10 protein-coding genes are annotated in these 19,825 nt (G+C 43.0%); all 10 read left to right on the top strand.

The genetic code is table 11. The features are described from left to right. Positions 1-49 precede the first annotated feature (49 nt). The 10 genes from fabZ to FKV70_RS07630 all read left to right on the top strand — a co-directional run bounded on the left by fabZ (position 50) and on the right by FKV70_RS07630 (position 19,733). Positions 50-496, top strand: a complete 447-nt coding sequence (gene fabZ, locus FKV70_RS07675; protein WP_013373420.1) for a 3-hydroxyacyl-ACP dehydratase FabZ — start codon at positions 50-52, stop codon at positions 494-496. A 95-nt stretch (positions 497-591) separates the two neighbouring features. After that, positions 592-2,310: a phospho-sugar mutase gene (locus tag FKV70_RS07670; RefSeq protein ID WP_142612438.1), complete on the top strand. Its 1,719-nt coding sequence runs from the start codon at positions 592-594 to the stop codon at positions 2,308-2,310. A gap of 258 nt (positions 2,311-2,568) precedes the next feature. Further along, positions 2,569-4,584 (top strand): DUF5693 family protein, encoded by a 2,016-nt coding sequence (locus tag FKV70_RS07665; RefSeq protein ID WP_142612437.1) that lies wholly within the window; start codon positions 2,569-2,571, stop codon positions 4,582-4,584. Beyond that, entirely contained in the window at positions 4,560-5,696 is a 1,137-nt protein-coding gene (gene csaB, locus FKV70_RS07660) for a polysaccharide pyruvyl transferase CsaB (protein WP_142612435.1), read from the top strand. The genes FKV70_RS07665 and csaB overlap by 25 nt, the downstream gene beginning before the upstream one ends. Positions 5,697-5,704: 8 nt before the next feature. Then, on the top strand, positions 5,705-6,466 hold the full coding sequence (locus tag FKV70_RS07655; protein WP_142612433.1) for a WecB/TagA/CpsF family glycosyltransferase: 762 nt from the start codon (positions 5,705-5,707) through the stop codon (positions 6,464-6,466). Positions 6,467-6,603: 137 nt separating this feature from the next. Continuing rightward, entirely contained in the window at positions 6,604-7,734 is a 1,131-nt protein-coding gene (locus tag FKV70_RS07650; protein WP_063212235.1) for a glycosyltransferase family 4 protein, read from the top strand. Positions 7,735-7,924: 190 nt separating this feature from the next. Beyond that, on the top strand, positions 7,925-11,941 hold the full coding sequence (locus tag FKV70_RS07645) for an S-layer homology domain-containing protein (RefSeq protein WP_142612431.1): 4,017 nt from the start codon (positions 7,925-7,927) through the stop codon (positions 11,939-11,941). A gap of 350 nt (positions 11,942-12,291) precedes the next feature. Next, on the top strand, positions 12,292-15,429 hold the full coding sequence (locus tag FKV70_RS07640; protein WP_142612429.1) for an efflux RND transporter permease subunit: 3,138 nt from the start codon (positions 12,292-12,294) through the stop codon (positions 15,427-15,429). 19 nt (positions 15,430-15,448) lie between these two features. Continuing rightward, entirely contained in the window at positions 15,449-16,795 is a 1,347-nt protein-coding gene (locus FKV70_RS07635) for an efflux RND transporter periplasmic adaptor subunit (protein WP_142612427.1), read from the top strand. A gap of 544 nt (positions 16,796-17,339) precedes the next feature. Continuing rightward, a complete protein-coding gene (locus tag FKV70_RS07630) occupies positions 17,340-19,733 on the top strand; it encodes a copper amine oxidase N-terminal domain-containing protein (RefSeq protein ID WP_142612425.1) in 2,394 nt (797 codons plus the stop codon). The last annotated feature ends 92 nt before the right edge of the window (positions 19,734-19,825 follow it).

Here is a 19,825-nt window from a genome sequence, read left to right as displayed (position 1 = left end):
CAGGGCTGAACAGAGTCAAATCTGCAAGCGGGAGGAGTTATTAAGATAAATGGACAAATTGCAATTGGATGTTAATCAAATTCAGGAGATTATTCCGCATCGCCCTCCATTTTTGTTGGTGGACCGTATTATTGAACTGGAGGAAGGGAAAAGAGCAGTAGGCATCAAAAATGTAACAATGACTGAGCCTCATTTCATTGGACATTTTCCGGGTTATCCCGTTATGCCTGGTGTGTTGATCACTGAAGCATTGGCTCAAGTCGGAGCAGTCGCATTACTGCACCTGGAAAGCAATCGCGGCAAAATCGGCTTTTTGGCAGGGTTGGATGGTTTCCGCTTCCGCGGACAGGTAGTTCCTGGGGATACGCTGACACTTGAAGTGGAAATTACCCGTTCCAAAGGCGCTTTTGGTAAAGGGAAAGCAACGGCGAAAGTGGGTGACACGGTGGTAGCTGAGGGCGAAATTATGTTTGCTTTATCAGACCCGCCCCAATAAATAAGTTCTGCCGACATAAGCACCACGTCTAACCGAGTGCATGTGTACATAGAAATCCTGTTTTGATAACCAAAAATGGAGAGGGGAAATTCCGTATGACGCAGTTGAGTAAAAAAGCATTAGAAGGCATTGAGAGCTGGCTGCAAGACCCTTATATTGATGAAGAAACCAAACAGGAGTTGCGCGCATTGCAAGGCAATGACCGTGAACTAGAGGATCGCTTTTACAAAGAACTGGAATTTGGTACAGGTGGTCTGCGTGGAGTGATCGGGGCAGGCAGTAACCGCATGAATCGTTATGTGATTGGACGTGCGACTCAAGGGCTCGCTCGCTATATTTTGGAGCAGCATGCTGGCAAAGAAGGCAAGCCTTCTGTTGTCATTGCCCATGATTCGCGTCACTTTTCGCCAGAGTTTGCTTTGGATGCAGCTTTGGTGCTGGCAGGCAATGGGATCGTAGCTAAGTTGTTCCCATCCTTGCGCCCAACGCCACAGCTTTCGTTTAGTGTACGTCATTTGGGAGCCAGTGGAGGAATTGTTGTAACCGCGAGTCACAACCCTCCCGAGTATAATGGGTACAAGGTATACAACAATGAAGGTGGGCAGCTTGTTCCAGATCAGGCTGAAAAGGTGATTGGCTATATTCGTGAGGTTCCTTCTTTTGCTGACATCAAAACGCTGACACGTGAAGAAGCAGAGTCACAGGGATTGTTGGTTTGGCTTGGAGAAGCGGAAGATGAAGCGTTTGTGGATAGGGTAGCCAGTGTGAGTGTGAACCGGGAACTGATTGCAGCTGGACCGGGCAAGAACTTTAAAGTTGTGTTTACGCCTCTTCATGGCACCGGGAATATACCAGTACGTCGTGTGCTGGAGAAAATCGGTTTTGAACAGGTGCATATTGTGCCTGAGCAAGAGCAACCAGATGCAGAATTTTCAACCGTTAAGTCGCCTAATCCGGAAGAACGTGATGCGTTCAAGCTGGCCATTGCGCTAGGTGAGAAAATTGGTGCAGATTTGTTGATCGGAACAGACCCTGATGCTGACCGCATGGGTGCAGTGGTAAAAAACCGTGATGGCGAATATGTGGTTTTGTCCGGTAATCAGTCGGGCGCAATTATGGTCTACTACTTGCTGAATCAGCTGAAAGAAACCGGCAAGCTTCCGAATAATGGTGCAGTTATCAAAACCATCGTAACTAGCGAAATGGGTGCGGTCATTGCTGAACATTTTGGAGCGACAGTGTTTAACACGCTAACTGGCTTCAAATATATTGGCGAGAAAATGAATCAGTTTGACCAAACTGGCGAGTATACCTACTTGTTTGGCTATGAAGAGAGCTACGGCTATTTGGCAGGAAATTATGCTCGCGATAAGGATGCTGTCTTGGCAGCTATGCTGATCGCTGAAGCTGCTGCTTATTACAGTACACAAGGCAAGACGCTTTATGATGTTTTGCAAGAGCTGTACGAGCAGTTTGGCTACTTCCTTGAGAAGCTGGAGTCCCGTACACTCAAGGGTAAGGATGGAGTGGAGCAAATCCAAGGCAAAATGACGGATTGGCGCAGCAACGCACCTCAAGAGATTGCAGGTGTGAAGGTAGACAAAGTACTAGACTACTCACAAGGCCTGGACGGACTTCCGCGGGAAAATGTACTCAAGTTTTTACTGGAGGATGGTTCATGGTTCTGCCTGCGTCCTTCAGGCACAGAGCCTAAAATCAAAGTATACTTTGCAGTACGCGGCTCCTCGCTGCCTGACGCAGAGCACAGAATCGGTCAGCTGGTCGAGGCTGTTATGGCTCGCGTAGACGCTTGAGGAAATTCCCTTTATAATAGAATAGGTTAAGGTAATTAGATAGAAGTAAGTTATCGGTGACCTCTCACGGCAAAGGGCAGTACGCCGTGGAGGTCATTTCTCTGTATTGCAGAATAACCTGGAAGAAGCTTTGGGAAAATAGGCTTATTCCGGCAACGGAGGATTTTGCAAAATTCAATGAGTGCCTACCTAAGAGTAAAATGGCAAAGTGGGCAGCATTGAATTTTGCAAAATCCCGAATATTAAGGAGGTTCTTTGGTGTATCAGAAATGGCAGTATTGGAATACGGCTTCTCGAAAATGGTTATGGATTCTGGTCGCTGTTGGCTTGCTGGCTTCCATTCCAGTCATCGTCGATCGTGTAAAGACAGAATCCTCAAGTAAAAAGGTAGAGATTGTATTCGATTATCGGGATTTAACGGAGGCGGCTTCGTATCAGGCTCATCCGCAGGACTATCTGAATGAGCAGCTTGACCGCTTACAACAAGCGGGTGTGAACAGCATGGCGATGTATGAAAGTACGCTGGATGATTTCCGTAAAGCGGGTCGTGTGGTAACTTATACGACTCAGAATGTTGCGGATCTGGAAAAACGTCTTTCACCTGCAAATGAGAATTTTACTTACGTTGTTTTCACCAACAAAGAAAATGCCGAGGCGTTAAAACCGTTAATTTTACGCACGTTTACAAGTCTGGGCATCAATGTAAAGCCGTGGAGTTATCAAGGGCAGGAAGGACTAGTTGTAGAAACATCTCCAGAGGATGCGTATCTCAAGCCTATGCAGCCTGACCCGATTGCTATGAAACAGCTTCGTAGCAAAGGATTTTTTATCGTTCCACGGATGAGTGACAGTCTGCCCTATAACCAGGAATTGACGGAAGAGATGCTGGCTTCCTTTCAGCAAAATGGTGTAAAACGCATTTTGTTTGAAGGTGATTCAGTCAAAGGCTTTACCGATAACGAGAAGCAACATAGCTTAGCGGCATTTGCTAAATTGCTGAACAAATACGATATTGGCCTAGCAGCTATCGAAAACTTAAAAAAACCGCAGGCAGGCTTCAACAGGCTCGCTTACGATATCCACTATAATGTTGTGCGTCTATATTCATTGAGTGATAAAGATTCAATGCTCGATGTGGAAACGTTGGCCGATCGTTTTGCACTCGCCACCAAGGATCGTAATATTCGCATGTTGTATCTGAATACTGCGCCAAGTCGCAGTGTTGCTGAAGCTAAGGTGAAAGATTCAGTAGACAACCTGATCCACAGCTTGGACAAGCCGGGCAACGCAGTACAGCGGATGGAGAAAAAAGGATTTGAACTTGGACAGGCTGAACCATTCCAAGTAGTTGATTCATCCATTCAGCGTTATCTGAAGATGCTCGTCGTGCTGGGTGCACTGGCGTTCTTCTCCATTATGGTGTCCTATTTCGTTCCAGCGCTGACTCTGCTGGTATTTGCACTCGGTTTGGTAGGTTCTGCAGGGCTTTACGTTTTGAACTCCAGCTTGATGGAACAAGGTTTAGCACTGCTTGCAGCAATTAGCGGACCTACGGTTGCAATGATTATTGCAGTGCGTACGATCAGAATTAAACGTGAACAGGGACATGAATTATCTGTAGGTCAACGATTGACTCAAACGCTTATACTATACGTACAGACTGCGATCTTGTCGCTGGCTGCAGTGCCTTTTGTTATTGCGCTGTTGAACAGTATTGCTTACAGTCTGGTGTTAAACCAATTTAGAGGTGTAAGCTTGCTTCATATTCTGCCGATCTTCTTAGCGGCGATTTATATTTTCTTTTATCGTGGTGTTTCTATACGGGAGGAAATTTCCAAACTGCTGCGTACACCGATTACTGTCTTGTGGGTGATCGCACTGGCTGTGATCGCAGCGGCAGGCTACTACTATTTGACTCGTACTGGGAATGCAGGTACGGTGTCGAACACCGAGTTGGTCTTCCGTAACTTCCTTGAGAATGCGTTTGGTGTACGTCCGCGTAATAAGGAATTTTTAATGGCTCATCCACTGTTTATTGCAGGGGCATTCCTGGCTTTAAAATATCGCAAAGCAATCTATTTGCTGATCATAGCTGCTATTGGTCAAGCCTCGATGGTGGATACCTTCGCTCACATTCACTCTCCAGCGGCACTTTCGCTTAGTCGCGGGTTGTTGGGATTAGGATTGGGTCTGGTATTGGGAATCATCGCAATTGTCGTGTGGCAAGTGCTGGAAGGATGTTGGAAGAAATGGTCACCACAGCTAAAACGATAATAATCTCGGGTTATTACGGGTTTCGCAATAGTGGGGATGAAGCAGTGCTCAAGTCGATTTTGACTGCTTTAGAAGAGGAGAGCCGTCAGGCGGGGATTACGGTCAAGCCTGTTGTTTTATCTTCTGACCCTGCTTGGACACAGAAAATGTACGGGGTAGAAGCTGTTCCACGTATGAGCCTAGGGGAAGTACGGAGAGCGATTAAAAACAGCGACGGGCTAATTAGTGGCGGCGGGAGTCTGCTCCAGGATGCTACAAGCCCTAAAAGCATTCCGTATTATCTGGCGATTCTGAAACTGGCTCAATGGGCTGGAAAGCCAACGTTTATCTATGCTCAGGGCATGGGTCCAGTACAGCGGAAGATATTTTATCCAATGATCCGGTCTGTGTTCCAACGCTGTGAATATGTTTCCGTAAGAGATGAACAATCTGCTGCATTGCTGGGCACCATGAAACTAAAACGCCCGGTTGTCGAAGTTGTTCCTGATCCAGTAATGGGGCTTCCTTTGCCCTCCGGTTCCGAACTGCATAATACGGGAACTGAGATAGATGAGGACAAACTTCCCATCGTTGGTATATCTGTACGTTACTGGGACAAGGAACGACGCGATTTAACGGCTATTGCGGATGGCTTAAAAAGATTAGCTACAGAGCGCCGTGTTCACTTGCGTTTCTTACCATTCCATTTGCCTGACGACGTACAGGCTTCTAGGATGGTAATGGATTTGTTGGGGGATATTAGGGGGACGGGAAGCCTTGTCAGTATGTGTGACCAAGTGACCGATCCTCAACAGATGCTTTTGGAAGTCAGCAGATGTAGTTTGATGATCGGGATGAGGCTGCACAGCTTGATTTATGCAGCATCCCATCAGGTGCCCCCGTTGGGTATATCCTACGATCCCAAAATTGATCATTTCCTCAGCCGTGTGGGCAGCCAGCCTGTAGGTACTACAGAAGCATTGAACGGGCAAAAGCTGGCTAATGAGTCTATGCGGCTGCTAGATCAGCGTAGTCAATGGATTGAGAGCCAGGGGGCAGCAATTGCTTTGTTAAAAAGTGAGGCTCGCTTACCAGCTCAGCATATCGTTAATTACTTGCGTCGCAAAGGATGATGGATACAGTGACAGTTGATAAGGTTACGAATGTGCCTACCGTCCCGATTTTCGGTGTTCAGGTATCAAGGCTTAATATGAAAGATACATTAAATGTATTGATTCAGGCGGTGAAGTCTCGCCGCCCTCATCAAGTGATCACTGCCAATCCGATTATGGTCATGGCTGCATTGGAAGATCCAGTGTATATGAATGTAATGAAACAGGCAGAATTGATTGTTCCAGATGGAACGGGTGTGGTTTGGGCAGCAAATTATGTTGGGCATCCTGTACCCGAGAGAGTGGCGGGCTATGACTTGTTACATGAATTGCTCGCAGCCGGAGAAAGTTATCATTGGAAAGTTTATTTACTTGGATCAACGCCTGAAGTGATTCAAGCGACCGCTCAGCGGGTACATGAGCTTTATCCTGGAATTACGGTTTGCGGCAAGCGCGATGGCTTTTTTGGACCTAACGAGGACGAAGCGGTGATTGCGGCTATTCGCGAAGTAAATCCTGATTTGTTGTTTGTAGCGCGTGGAGCAGACACACAGGAACCCTGGATTGGGAAATATAAAGAACAACTGGGAGTGCCGGTGATGATGGGTGTTGGTGGTAGTTTCGATGTTATATCGGGCAAAACCAAACGCGCACCTAAACTGTTTCAAAAGCTACGAGCGGAGTGGTTATATAGACTCCTAAAAGAGCCCAGTCGTTACAAAAGAATGCTTGCGTTGCCGAAATTCGCAGTGAAAGTGATGCGTGAAAAAGAAAACGTCACAAAAGTGTGATAAATAGCTTGAATCTGCCTTCAAAACCCGCTAATTTGCCAGAATATGAGGCTTGGTATTTATTTTTGATCAGAGTATAATTCAATGCGGTTACATCTGAAAAGGCATTGCTTTAAAATTGGGGGTCGAATGATCAAATGTTATTGATCTATATTATTGGTTTCATCATGGCACTGGGACTTGCGCTGTTACTGACACCGCTTGTTAAAAAGTTCGCTGTGAAGGTTGGAGCCGTCGATGTGCCGAATGCCCGAAAAGTACATACCCGAATTATGCCGCGTCTTGGCGGTCTGGGGATTTTCTTGGCATTTCTGTTATCCTTATTGGCGATGTTACCTTTTGTGCCTGAAGGAATGCTGTCCTCGCGGGATATTAACTTTATCGCAGCCTTTCTGATTGGCGGTACGTTGATTACATTGATTGGTGCTCTCGATGATCGTTTTGATCTCAATGCAAAGCTCAAATTTTTGGCTCAAATCGCCGTTGCGTGTATGGTCGTGTTTGCTTTTGATATTCGTGTTGATTTTGTAAATGTACCTTTTCAGGATGCTTACTCATCTTTGGAAAGCTGGATTTCCATTCCGCTTACGATTTTTTGGATCGTAGGTGTGACCAATGCCATCAATTTGATTGACGGCCTGGATGGACTGGCTGCAGGTGTATCGGGAATTGCGATTGGAACTATTTTTGTGATGTCGTTACTAATGGGCAATTATATGGTTGCCATGCTTTGCCTTGTGTTGTTAGGCAGTATTATCGGGTTTCTATTTTTCAACTTTCATCCTGCGAAAATATTTATGGGTGATACAGGGTCCTTATTTTTAGGTTTTTCTCTGGCTATGCTTTCAATGCTTGGTTTCAAGCAAATTGCTATCGTATCATTTATTACGCCATTGATTATTATCGGTGTGCCTTTGTCAGATACATTCTTTGCAATTATTCGTCGCAAGTTGCAGAAAAAACCGATATTCTCACCGGATAAAGGTCATTTGCATCACTGCTTGCGCGAACTAGGTTTCAGTCACAGACAGACGGTATTGATTATCTACGGTATTGCTGTATTTTTCGGTATTTTGGCCGTGATTCAGTCATCGGCTGCACTTAATGAAGCAAACTGGGTTACTTTTGTCGTGATATGTATCATGATGTTCTTCCTACAGATCGGTGCAGAGGTTATTGGTCTTGTTGGAAAAACCAAACGTCCTGTGATTAACACACTAATTCGGTTGTTGGCTAAGCCAGATTCCCAGACGCGATCGAAATTATAATTTTAATTCAAATGTAAGCCTCCAAGCTTGGCGGTATACCGCGGGTTTGAAGGCTTTTTTGTTGTTTGCTGTAAAAAAACTCCCTCCTTTTTTGAGAATTTACTAATTTTTTGTATGTTGGCTACCGATAAAAATAGTAACGAATGATTACGTACCCCAAGGTGCGACAGAATCAAAGGAGGACAATGATTTGAAACGATTGCTATCCATGTTGCTGACGGTTGGTCTCATCATTGGCTTGGTGCCGGCGGCCCTGGTAGGTACGGCTCATGCTGCGACAGGAACTTATTTCATTTTTCCAAATGAAAAATATGATGCGGATTCGGCCAGAATGGTAAACACAGACCGTGTTACAGTTAACGGTACGATCAACGGAGTGAATGGGAGTACTATATCGTATAGTGTATTCCAACTCTCTAAAAATGGAACAAACCTTACGGTAGTTAATAAAAATGAGAGTCAAAAGGGCGGAATTACAGTAAATGGCTCTACGATTCAAATTTCAGACATTAAACTGTTTCCTGGTTTGAACCGAATTACATTCCAAAGCAGTCAAAATTCGGCCGAAATGAAGGATTCCATTTACATTGAGTATCAGGATGGACCTAAGCTGTATGATCTGTCTGCTACGCTGAATGGCCAAACCCAGCAGTTAGTAGAAAATCAGACAGCGGTGCTGACAGACGCGCGAAATAGCGGCTCGGATGACGTGAAAGTAGTGATTCAAGGGACGGCTCCTAATGCTGACAGTGTAACGCTCACTTCTACAAAAAGTAGTAATACGTATAATGTTTCCTCTTATACCGGCTATAAATTAACAGGTAGTGTTGTGCTCACTCCGGGTAAAAATATAGTGACGATTAAAGTGAATAACGGAACTCAGGCTCTTACAGTTACGCGTGAAATCACGATTTATACGGGTAAACCTGAATTTTCTGATTTGACTTTAAATAAGGACGGCAATGTGTCTGCTGATCTGACGACTTCGCCTGACTTTACCGTATCGTCTACCAGCGGTGTGGTTTTGAAAGGTAATGTTCTGGTTCCTTCCGGAGCAACTGATCCAGTAGTGAGCAAAATTAATGCTAGATTTACGGATGTAAGCAATAACGGTAGCGCCATTGGGGATACCAATGGAATTGATGCTACGATTGATACAGCCAATGTTGTTACATCTAATGGTTACAAAGTATATCCGTTCCAGGTAACTGTACCTGATGGCATCGTAACAGACCACTTGATTCGTGCATCCCTGAGTGTAGGGTTTGCAGATGGATCGAGTTCAAATGCATCTGCGGTGCAATTTACATTGCGAAGCAGCACTCAACCTTATATTGATGACGTGAACTTTCTCCCTGATTTTAATAATCAGCTGTTGAATCGTATCAATGGTAGCGGGTCTGATCAAGCAGCTGCCATTGATGAAGCTATGAAATTAACAGGTAGTTCTATGAAGAACAAGACTACAGATGCTCCATCTGTACCTGTAGGTATGGAATTTATCATTGTTAACGGTGCGCCTAGTTCAATTAACGAGCTTTCTGGTGTATCCGTTCATCCCGTGGGTCAAGCCCAAGATGTGATTCGAACAATCAATGGTAAGTCAACACAAGTGAAAAAAGTTGTTGCTTACGTAGATACTTTGCCTAAAGAAGGACAAAACGTCCTGAATTTCTACCTGAATGGTGACTCAAGCAAATTGATTAAGGCAACTGTAAACTTATTGCAGGGCCCATTCATGAAATACGATACGATTTATGATGGTCAACAAATTCCGTTGAATACGTCGAGTGCAAACCTAAATACGTATAAACTGAATCAATTGGGTTATTTTAAAGGTAAATTGCTGGATGTGAGTAATGCAGCTGATATTCATTACACTGGTAGTAACCGAAATGTATTCTTGTATGTGAACAACGTATTAGTTGACCTTGATGGCTCAGGAGCAAACTTTAAGCTTGCAGCTTCCTCCGAAACAGTTGCAGCCAACGCACTGGCAAACGGAAATAATGAAATCAAGTTTGTGTTCAAGCCAGGTATTGAATATAGCAATACGGTAAAAGTAAACTTTACACAAACGAATATTCCAGTAATTCCAGTTCCAAACACACAGGGTATTATTCCTTTTACACCTGTTAGCGGCTTGAGCAATACGCCGAAATATAGCGAAATTGCACCGAAAGCAAAAGATGCAAATTTCACTAAAGTAGATGACACTAACTACAAAACATCTCTGAAAAATATCAATATCTTTGGTACTTTCAGTATTGCTGATTTGGGTAAAGCGGATCAGGTGAATGGTTCGTTAAGTGATATTGCCAATAAAGATCAATACATTTTAGAGATTAAGGGATCAGACGACAGTGAAGTAAACTGGACGTTGAATAACGAGTTCTTCTCAGCAGAAGATGCCAAAACGGCATACAACTCCGGTGCTACTACGGATAAGTTTACAAGCAAAGATTTGAAAGACCTGCTCGTATACTATCATCCGGACAAAAAGTACTTCAGTTTTGTATTGAAAAACCAGACTATTTCGCAAGATGGAACGCCAGTAGCTTACAACATTACCTTATACAACAGTGGCAAGAGCGGACCATTTGCTACTTTCCGACTGCAAGTATCCGGTCAATCTACATCTTTTGATATCCTGCGTCCGCTTCCTGAAAAACGGATCGTGAATCAAAACTTTGTGCAAGTTATTGTAAACGCAGGTAATGCAGATAGTGTTACAGTAGGTAAGGAAACAGCGGTTCAAGAAGGATTTGACTCTGATTATGATGGCACTGTTGATTACCCATCAGCTTATAAAGCCATCGTTACAGGTCTAAAAGCTAACAAAGATAATAAAATTGATGTAGTGGTTACAGTAGGCAAGGAAAAACTAAAACAAACCATTACTGTTAAATATGTGCCTACTAATATTCCTGGCGAGCAGTACATGGAAGCGATGAAAACATCGCACAAAGTGTTTGATGGTAATCTTACACTTGCTTTCGCGAAGGGAACGAGCCTGATTCGTCGTGATTACGACCAACCGCAGCAATTTAAAAATCAGGTTTTCTCCGGTCATACTTTGTACTTTGCGATTGCGAATAGCGAAGATGGCGTGGTAGACCGTCATGAATTTGAAACTGAAAAAGCGTTGTCCGACATGCAGAGCTTGATTGCAGATGGAAGTAGATACTTCAACAGAGATTTCCCAAGTCGCTTTACCAAGTCCAGTCCAGTATTCTGGATTGACCCAGGTACAGCGGATGATATCAAAACAGATGCTTACGATCCGGTAACGTATGGTGCCGATCCATATCAATTGGCAAACAAATCGCAAAATGACAGTAGCAAGATTAAAAACTTCTACTGGCGTGACCCATCTAACGAGCTAGTACCTTCCAAGCGTGCTACTTTGACGCTGACGTATGACGGCAGCATTGCTCAGGATGCAGGGAAACAAATGACAGTGTTCTTTTTTGATCCTGATTTGAAGGATTGGCAGAACATTGGTGGTGTGGTAGATCCGAAGAAACATACCATTAAAGTACCATTTGATCGTTTCGGTTATTATGTAGTTGCTAAGGTTGGAGAAACATATAGTGATGTCATTAAGCACAAGTACGCCAGAGATTACATCGAAGCAATCTTGGCTAAAGGTGTTATGAACCCAATGGATCCAATCAATAGCTTTGGACCTGACAGCTACATTAAAAGAGGCGAATTCACGTCGATGATTGTCAAAGGTCTGCAAATTCCGCTTAATTTCAGCGGTGCGAAGCATTTCGACGACGTGTCTATTCCAAATACGATATCCGCAGATGCGCTCTACGATTATCGTTATATTGAAACAGCTGCACGTGCAGGTATTGTCAAAGGTTCGCAACCAAGAATCTTTATGCCGGAAGATGTAATCACACGTCAAGATGCCGCGGTCATTATCGCCAAGGCATTGGATTTGAAGCTGGAAACAGATCATGACAAGATCATGAAGAATCTGTCCAAGACCTTTAAAGATGCGGACAAGATTGACTACTATGCACAAGCATCTGTATTGGCTATTGCTAAGAAAGGCTTTATCACAGGGTCTCCTGTAGATGCAAGTGATCCGAAAAAAGGATATATGTTTAACCCTACATCCTTAACCTTGCGCGGAGATGCAGCGATTATTGTAGCTAAAGTTATGGCTGATAAAAAACTGCTTCCTAAAATTTAATCCTTAAAAAAACTGAAATCATTAAACATCCCTCCATGGAAATGGAAATTCCCTTTCATATACATGAGAGGGATGTTTTTTATAAATCAGCTATTTGACTGGAATTAAGCGCCTATGCCATAATATCAAAGAGATGAAAACTTTGGATAAGCACTACGGCTTTTTTCGTTTAGTTTTGCCTTGAAAGACTGTTATTAATTGCTTTTTTTTAAGGTTTTATCTCAAAATGTGTTTATTATTTTTCTATATGTTTTTTTTGCGCATTTATCTGAAACTTTACGCCTATTTCATCGTAGTAGAGGATGTGTGTGCTTAAATATTACATAGAGAAGTGAGTGGGGAGTGATGAGATGTCTCAGTTTTCAATACGCCGTCCTGTAACAGTATTTATGTTGATTGTTGCTTTGTTAATCGGGGGCGGTATTTTTGCGTTAAGGCTTCCTGTCGAGTATATGCCAGATATGAAGCTGCCTTACGCTGCAGTGGTGACCAGTATTCCAAATGCAACGCCTACTGAGGTTGAGGAATTGGTTACTAAACCTATTGAAAAGAGTTTGGCTTCTATCGAGAACGTGGATACAATCACGTCCGAGTCTTCAGAAGGATCATCTATGGTCATGATTCAATTTAACTGGGGAGTAGATATGAACCAGGCCACCCTCGACATGAGGGATAAAGTTGATACCGTTAGAGGATCTCTTCCAGACACGGCAAATTCGCCGCGTGTTCTAAAAGTGGACCTCAATGCAACGCCAGTTATTACCCTCGCTTTTACAGGAGATCAGGATATTAACAAGCTGAAGCCTATTGCTGAGGATATTATCGAGCCGCGGCTTGAAAGAATTGCAGGAGTAGCTGCAGCCAACATGTCAGGTGGTCAAGAACGACTCGTAAAGATCACTGTAGATCAGGCCAAGCTTCAAAGCTATGGCATTACGCTGGATCAAATTCGCCAGGCCCTATCGGCTAATAATGTTGCTGGCTCTGCGGGTTCTGTATATCGTGGTAATACACAAATTCAACTTCGAGTTCAAGGTGAATATAAAGCTGTTTCGGAAATGGGCGAAACGCCAATCCCTGTAGGTAAGGGAAGCGTGAAATTGAAGGATATCGCGACAGTTGAAGACTCCGTAGAAGAAGTCACCACTATTTCTACCTATAATGGGAAGCCAAGTATTAATATTTCTGTTACTAAGGCTACTGGTGGAAATACTCTTTCAATCGCTAATTCTGTGAAGGAAAGTTTGGATTCGATACGGAAGGACCTGCCTCCTGGAACACAATTGGATATGGTAACTGATGCTTCCAAGCCTATTAGAGACTCCGTACACTCACTAATAGAACATGCTATATTGGGGCTTATTATCGCAGCTATTGTGTTGCTATTATTTTTGAACAGTATACGTTCTACTATTATTGCTGCGATCGTTATTCCAATTTCCTTCGTAGCAACGTTTATGATGATGTATTTCACTGGACAAACCATTAATGTTATTTCATTGAGCGGTTTGCTTCTAGGGTTAGGATCATTTGTCGACTTTGCCGTTGTTATCATTGAAAATATTTTTAGGCAGCGACATGAAGGGAAAAGTATGCTACAAGGGGCAATTGATGGCTCCAAGCAAGTGGGCAATGCGGTTATGGCATCTGCACTTGCACAGATTGTAGTATTTTTACCGGTTGTTTTTGTTGATGGAATTGCAGGAGTTATGTTTAAACCGTTGGCATTAACTGTTATCTTCTCCCATATAGCAGCCTTGCTGGTATCCCTTATGATTGTGCCAATGCTTGGCTCGCGTTGGATGCCTACTGTACCGGATGAATCCATATATTCTTTAGGTACTTATAAAGGTATTAACCCTATTGTGTGGTTTAATATCGGATTTGAGAAATTTAAGGGTGGTTATCGCCGTGTATTGAAGTGGGGAATTAATCATCGAAAATCTGTTTTAATCATTACTGTATTAATGTTTGTGGCAGCTGGGTCTCTGATTTCTATGGTTAAGGCTGAATTTATTCCTGAATCCGACACTGGGGAATTCTCAGTGAAAGTGAAACTTCCTAACGGAACAGTTTTAGAGGAGACTGAAAGAGTTGTTCAAGGTATAGAAAAAGAAATTCTGAAAGTTCCTGATCTGGACAAAATGACAGTGACTGTTGGTGCTGGTGGTCTTTCTGGTTATTCAGGGGCAACTCCATCCAATTCGGCAGAACTAAGTGTTGCGCTGAAGGATGGGCATCAGCCAACAGACGCTGTAGTTGAAGGCCTTCGCAAGAAATTCGATAGTATTCCGGATGCAGAGATTACATTGGCGTCTGCAACAGGCCTTTCGACTGGAGCGGCGGTTAATATTAATCTAAAAGGCGATGATATGGACGTCTTGAGGGAACTTTCCGACAATCTCGTTGCCGGCGTAAAGAGCATACCGGGAACGGTCAATGTAAAAAGTTCTTTGAATGCGGTTCGCGAAGAATATGAGATTACTGTTAACCGGGAACTTGCTAGTCAATATGGCTTATCAGCAACCCAAATTTTATCTGCGGTGAATACTTCCTTTAATGGATCTGTTGCAACAAGCTATCGCACAGGTGATGATCAAATCGATGTGAAAATATCTCTGCCTGAGCAGGATCGACATGACTGGTCCTATTTGAAAGCATTACGTATTACCACTTCACAAGGAATTGATGTGCCCTTATCTTCGGTAGCAAGTATTGATAAACGCGCTGTACCGGATAGTGTCACCCGTGAAGACCAGACACGTCAAGTACAGATTTCTGCTGACATTGATGGATCAGGTGACATTCTAACCGTCAAACAGAAAATAGATGCTCTTTTGAAGAGTACTCACTTCCCAGAAGGCTATAGTGCAGATACGGGTGGCGGGCAAAGTGAACAAATGATGGAGTCTTTTATAAACTTAGGGATAGCTATTCTGCTATCTGTAGTTCTGATTTATATGGTTATGGCAGGACAGTTTGAATCTCTGCTCACACCGTTTGTTATTATGTTTTCGATTCCGCCTACGTTAATCGGTGTACTTATCGGTCTAGTGGTAACGGGAGCGAGTCTCAGTGTTTCGGCTTTTACGGGTTACATCATGCTCGTCGGTTTGGTCGTAAATAATGCAATTGTCATGATTGATTTCATTATTCAGCTTCGAAAAGAAGGCGAAGATCGAGATGAAGCTATTATTCATGGCGCATCTGAGCGGTTGCGTCCGATTTTGATGACAACGCTGGCTACCGTACTTGCTTTGATTCCTATGGCATTTGCTAAAGGTGACGGTAATGAGACACAAGCTCCTATGGCGGTTGTTGTTGTATTCGGGTTATCCTTCGCAGCTTTGGTCACGCTGATTCTTATTCCGGTTGTTTATGTTATTTTGGACAATATCATTCAAAAACGTAAAAATCGCAAACTGAAAAGACAAGAAAAGAGACAACTGAAAAAAGAAGCGAAACTACAAAAAAGTGTTCATATATAAGGTGAGGTGGAGAAACATAATGAATAAAAAAAGTGCTCTGATTGCCACAACTTTGCTTTTATCAGTTGCATTAGCAGGCTGTGGTGGGGGGGAGGCCCCTACCACACCAGCTTCAGTGCAGAAGGCGATCCCAGTCCAAGTGGCAAAAGCGGCTAAAGGCAGTATCAACGACTCAACAGGTATTATTGGAAGCTTTGCTCCGAAAGAGACGGCCCAAGTATCTCCGAAAATTAGCGGAAAAATTCAAAGTATCAATCTTACAGTGGGGCAAAAAGTAAACAAAGGCGACACATTGTTTACTATAGACCAAAAGGATATTCAGGACTCGATTAAGCAATCTCAGGAATCGTACCAGGTTGCCTTGGCCAACTTAAAACAGGCTGAGTCTGGCGCAGCACAATCTGTGCAGCAGGCGGAGTCCAGTGTGGATCAAGCCAAAAGTGCGCTTGTACAGCAAGATAACTCCATCACACAAGCTCAGACCAGTCTGATCGATGCTCAGAATTCCGTGCGTGATGCTCAAAATACGCTTAATCGCAACCAACAGTTGTTTAGTGCGGGCGCTCTATCTCAATCCGAGTTAGAGCAGTCCCAAATAGCGTATCGAAAGGCTCAAACTGCGGTGGAGAATGCACAGATTGCACTGCACAATGCACAAACATCTAAGGAAAGTGCGCAAACCACATATAATAATGCTCAGAAATCACTGCGTCTTGCGCAACAAAAGACGGGCATAGACGTAGCACGTGCTTCTGTAAATCAAGCTAAAGCCAGTTTAGACACAGCACGTAGCCAACTGGTGGATGCTGTAGTCAAAGCTCCGATTTCCGGCACGATATCGGTAGTCACAGGAGTCCAAGGACAAATGGTTAGTGCGCAATCTGCAGTTGTTACAATTGCAAATACCAATCCTATCATAGCTAAAGTCAACGTTTCTGAATCAGAGCTTCTGAAGCTGCAGGTAGGTTCGTCTGTAACTGTAGGTGTGGATTCATTGAATAAGCGCATAGAAGCTAGAGTAACTGCCGTCAATCCCGTAATGGATAATGACCTCAAGGCATATCCTGTCGAGATTTCGGTTCCTAATGGTTCTGGGGAATTGAAGTCAGGCATGGTTGTAACTGTATATATGAAGTCAGAAGCTCCTAAAAATATTTTGGTATCCCAGGATGCCATTACAGAGCAGGCAGGGAAGAAGTATGCCTATGTAGTGGAGGGAACTGTCGCGAAGCGCGTAGAAGTGCAGACAGGTCAGGAAAGTGCCAAACAGGTTGAGGTAACCAAGGGGCTTACTGAGGGACAAAATGTCGTCGTTAAAGGCGTAAGTTTGCTTTCAGATGGTGCGAAGATTAATGTAGTAAAATAATTTGTTTTGTTTCGTTATATTTACATTAAATTGCTGTTCTCCGTCATTTCTACTATTTAAAGTGTATTAGAGTATTAGATTTCTAAGAAATCTATAGTCTTTATGTACTTTATGTATTCTATGGATAATTCGTAACGAATATACTCCATTAAAGACCTAATTAATTGTACAGAAATAAACCTTGTACATTTAAGGTTGAGAAGGTAAAAGTTGTAGGATGACGGAGGAACAGGTTGAGGAGTATAATTATGACTGTGGAAAGCGGAATACATAATCAAAAAAAATAAAATTTTTTTTGAAACAGACGCAACTTTTTGAACCCATGCTACGTCTAATTGGGTGAGTATGAAACAAAGGGGTACAAAAGCGTAAAGACAAAATTCGCTAAAAAAAATCTTTACTGCATTGTTATCACATTGTATAATACTGGAGTACGTCATAAATGGACGCTTTCTTTCAACTAGATTTCAAGCTTCTGTGATATTGTCACAGATATCATTTTATAAGGGTTCTCATAAAGCTCGGAAAGGAGGTGTAACGACTGATGAGTGACAAGATCCGACAAAAAGACAAAAATAATATTTCTGTTTATATTCAAGGAGGAGAAAAAAAGGTTATGACAAAGTTTAACAAAAAAATGATCAACGTGCTGGCAACAGCAACATTGGTTGCTGGTGTAGCAGCTCCAATCGCAGCATTGACTGCACCAACTGCTATCCATGCATCTTCTAGTTTCACAGCTGTGAATACTCCTACTATTAGTGGAAACGCTGAAAACTTCACTAATCTTGATAGCAGAGTGAAAATTACAGTGAGCAAAGCTTCTGTAAGAGAAGGTTCTTCTTTTACTGTTACTTTGCCTAAAGGTTTTTATTTTAACAGCAGTGATGTTGCGAAAATTGCTGGTGTAACTGGTACAAGTAATGGCCCAGGTAGTGTAAGTGATGCCACTTATGGCTTGGGTGTATACGCTGATTTTGATGATAATAAAGATACTGGTATTACAGTTGCTCCAATCATCAACAATTATGACACTGATGGTAAACCAGTTAATGTAAACTCCGCAAAAATCACTTTTACGGGTCAAGATAACATTAAAGATGATGTTACTTTGTTCTTGAACTTCAGTAGAATTAATGTAGCTGGTCCAAGTAACGGTCCAGTTAAAGCAGCTATTGATGCAGCTTCCAATAGCGGTTTGACTAGCGGTGAAATTGCAATCGCAAACGTTGTTTCTTCTGGTCAAGTTTCTCTTGCTGCAAACGATACAGTTTCCAGTGAAGATAACTTCACAGCAACGCTGAAAGTTAAAGAGGAAACTGCTGGTTCTTTGACAGGTAGTAACTATATCAAGTTGAAATTGCCAAGTGGTTTTAAATGGGATGCTTCTGGTACAGCAGCAATTCTTTTTGGTGATATAAAAGCTGCTGACATTGATGCTAAATCCGATGGTGATACTCTTACTGTAAGATTGAAAGATACTGTGAAAAGCTCCAAACAAAATTCTTTCCAATTGCCAGTTAAATTCCATGTAGATGATGAAACAAATGCTAAACAAGGCGATGTTACTGTTAGCGTTTCTGGTAATGCAACAACTGATGTTAGCTCTCTTGTTGTTGGTAACTATGGCGAAATCGGTGGTGGTGTTACTGTAGCTACTCCAACAACTATCCTTGCTGGACATGACGAACAAAAAGTTGGCGACATCGTAATTAAAGAAACTGTTGCTAAATCCTTTGTAAAAGGACGTACTGTAACTTTGCGTCTGCCTGAAGGTGCTCGTTGGCAAGAAACTTTCAAGAGTAACAACCCAGGAAACAGCTTTGCTGGTTCTATGGAAAATACTAACGGATTGGGTGGAGCAGAGGTATCCTACACTGACTCTGACAAACGTACTTTGAAACTGACTTTCAACAACCCTAATAGCACAACTGACGCTGGTACTTTGAAACTGAGAAACGTTGAAGTTGCAGTTCAACCAGGTTTCTCTGGCGATCTGAACGTAGATGTTGCTGGTAGCCAAGGACTGAGCGGTACTGTTAAGGTTGCAACTGTGAAACAAGCAGTTACTCTGGCTGCTGCTTCCAAACCAACCCTGACAATCGGTCTGGGCGATCAACAAGTTGGCGATATCACAATCACTGAAGCTGCTAAAGAAGCTTTCGTTAAGAAAGACGGTAGCCGTGAAGTAATCTTGGAATTGCCAACAGGCGTACGTTTTGCTTCTACTCCAGAAGTAAAAGTTACAGCTGGTGACGTTAAAGTGAAGAGCGTATCTACTGATACTTACGGCGAAAGCAACAAAGGTCGTCTGAGCTTCTACATCGACAGTGAATCTGCTACTCCAAGTACAATCACAATCTCTGCTCCTAAGCTGACTGTTGACCGTACTGTAGCTCAAGGCGACATCGTTGCTAAGCTGAAAGGTAGCGCAGTTTCTTACACTGCATACAAAGGCGCAACTGACAACACTCAAAACTGGAAAGACAACAACACTGCAGCTGCTGAAGTAGCTATCGCAACTGTTGGAACTCCAGCTCCAGGTGCTACTAAAACTAAAGCTGTCTTCACACTGGGAAGCACTTCCTACACTGTGAACGGCGAAACTAAAACAGCTGATGTAGCTGCTTATGCTCAAAACGGACGTACTTACTTGCCAGTACGTTATGCTGCTGAAGCTTTGGGTGTATCCCCACAAAACATCCTGTTTGACAAAGCAACTTCCACAGTTACTCTGATCAAGGGTGACACTGTTGCTCAAATCAAACTGAACACTAACCTGTTGACTGTTAACGGTACTGTGATTCGCATGGACGTTAAAGCTGTAACTAACAAAAACCGTACTGTACTGCCAATTTCTTGGGTTGGTAAAGCGCTGAATGCATCCATCAACTATGATGCAACTGCTAAAACAGTAACTGTTGAAAACAACAACTAATTTAAGAGCAACTCTTTTGAGTTAACTGAATTAGATGAGAAGAGGGTTCCTTTTGGAGCCCTTTTCTTTTATTAGTCTTATTGACAAAGGAG

The organism is Paenibacillus ottowii, from assembly GCF_006874425.1.
GTDB classification, from domain to species: Bacteria; Bacillota; Bacilli; order Paenibacillales; family Paenibacillaceae; genus Paenibacillus; species Paenibacillus ottowii.
The sequence above is the reverse complement of the archived record's forward strand: the minus strand, read 5'-3'. Positions and strand labels throughout refer to the sequence as shown.

Bases quoted from the DNA above. Each gene is read 5' to 3' on its own strand.
- fabZ (WP_013373420.1), top strand. From the start codon at position 50: ATGGACAAATTGCAATTGGATGTTAATCAAATTCAGGAGATTATTCCG.
- FKV70_RS07670 (WP_142612438.1), top strand. From the start codon at position 592: ATGACGCAGTTGAGTAAAAAAGCATTAGAAGGCATTGAGAGCTGGCTG.
- csaB (WP_142612435.1), top strand. From the start codon at position 4,560: ATGGTCACCACAGCTAAAACGATAATAATCTCGGGTTATTACGGGTTT.
- FKV70_RS07650 (WP_063212235.1), top strand. From the start codon at position 6,604: ATGTTATTGATCTATATTATTGGTTTCATCATGGCACTGGGACTTGCG.
- FKV70_RS07640 (WP_142612429.1), top strand. From the start codon at position 12,292: ATGTCTCAGTTTTCAATACGCCGTCCTGTAACAGTATTTATGTTGATT.
- FKV70_RS07635 (WP_142612427.1), top strand. From the start codon at position 15,449: ATGAATAAAAAAAGTGCTCTGATTGCCACAACTTTGCTTTTATCAGTT.
- FKV70_RS07630 (WP_142612425.1), top strand. From the start codon at position 17,340: ATGAGTGACAAGATCCGACAAAAAGACAAAAATAATATTTCTGTTTAT.